Raw genomic sequence first — 1,140 nt, 5'->3', positions numbered from 1 at the left:
CCGTTGGAGAACGTCACGCCGTCCCTGAGCTTCAGGGTCCACACAGTGTTGTCCTCATTCGGCTCGAGCGACTCGGCGAGCTTGGGTTCGAACTCCGCCGTTTCCGGGTTCCAGCGCATGAGTCGGTCGTAGATCGCGGCGGACTGCGCGCCGCCTCGCAGTCCGTAGTGGCCCTGGCCGGGAGAGAACGAGGGCAGCATGACGTACTCTCCCATGGTGATGGTGCCGCCGGCCATGTCCTCGGTGCAGCGGCTCGTCTCGTCCGGAGTCCGTACGTCACCGCCCGAGGCCGACACGGCGTCGCGTCCGTCGCCGCCACACGCGGTGAGGGTCAGCGTGGCGGCGGCCAGAACCGCGAGGGCGAGCTTGTTCACATTGCCTCCAGAAACAGGGCGAAGCGCTGACACACGGCCGACGATGCTCGGAGGAGCTCGTCCTTAACAGCGGACGTTACTTCGTGTTGACACGTGTAATCGCGGCTTTCGCCGATTCACGCGGCGCTGCCCGCCCGCGGGGTGGTGGAGCGGTCCCGTCGATCGCGCGGTCGTAACAGGTACGGGTGCCGGGTCCGATACACCGTGCAGGACAACAGATCCCGATCGTGAGGAGTAATGATGTTCCCTGAAGGCTCCCTTGAGAACCCGCTGCGTTACCTTTTCGGCCCCGGGCCGGACGAGCCGATGTGCTTGGCGCTGACCCCGGAGTGCATGGGTTTGCTGCCCTTCCTCGCTTCCCGGTTCAGCTTCGGTTCCTGAACCCGGTGAACTGACGCAACGCATCGGCCATCCACAGGAGTAAATGGGTCAGGAGTAGCGGTGCGATGAGGACCAGCGCGCCCCAGCCCGTGGCTGCAACCGCGACCCAGTGCCCCCACCACGACCAGAGGTCACAAAAGTAGTCCGGAAGACGTGACAGTCTTTCTCTCATCGTCGACCCAGCCCCGGAGCGGGGCGCGTCGTCGTGGCGCCGCGCGAGATCTATATCGGCGAAGAACTCGGACGCCTCGGAGGCGGTAGTGGCTACGCGAAACTGCGCGGGGGGAGGAGAGTGCGGAACCGAGTACATGTATGGGATTCGACGCCGCGAGTGCATCGGATGGCAACGCCCGGCTCTGAACTGTGGAGGAGATTCGTGTCGTTG

The 1,140-nt window shown here is 64.9% G+C and carries 2 protein-coding genes; both read right to left on the bottom strand.

All coding sequences use genetic code 11. From position 1 onward, the window contains the following. Positions 1 to 374: ABC transporter substrate-binding protein (locus tag ACWIE7_RS19380; protein ID WP_454070362.1), on the bottom strand; the 374-nt coding region annotated here is incomplete at its 3' end. Positions 375 to 738: 364 nt separating this feature from the next. Further along, a complete protein-coding gene (locus ACWIE7_RS19375) occupies positions 739 to 927 on the bottom strand; it encodes a DUF1295 domain-containing protein (protein WP_454070363.1) in 189 nt (62 codons plus the stop codon). Positions 928 to 1,140: the final 213 nt, after the last annotated feature.

It is taken from the genome of Dietzia sp. NPDC055343, assembly GCF_053645265.1.
The sequence above is the reverse complement of the archived record's forward strand: the minus strand, read 5'-3'. Positions and strand labels throughout refer to the sequence as shown.

What these genes read in the sequence shown, in the direction of transcription:
- ACWIE7_RS19375 (WP_454070363.1), bottom strand. Translation starts at nt 927, where the DNA reads ATGAGAGAAAGACTGTCACGTCTTCCGGACTACTTTTGTGACCTCTGG.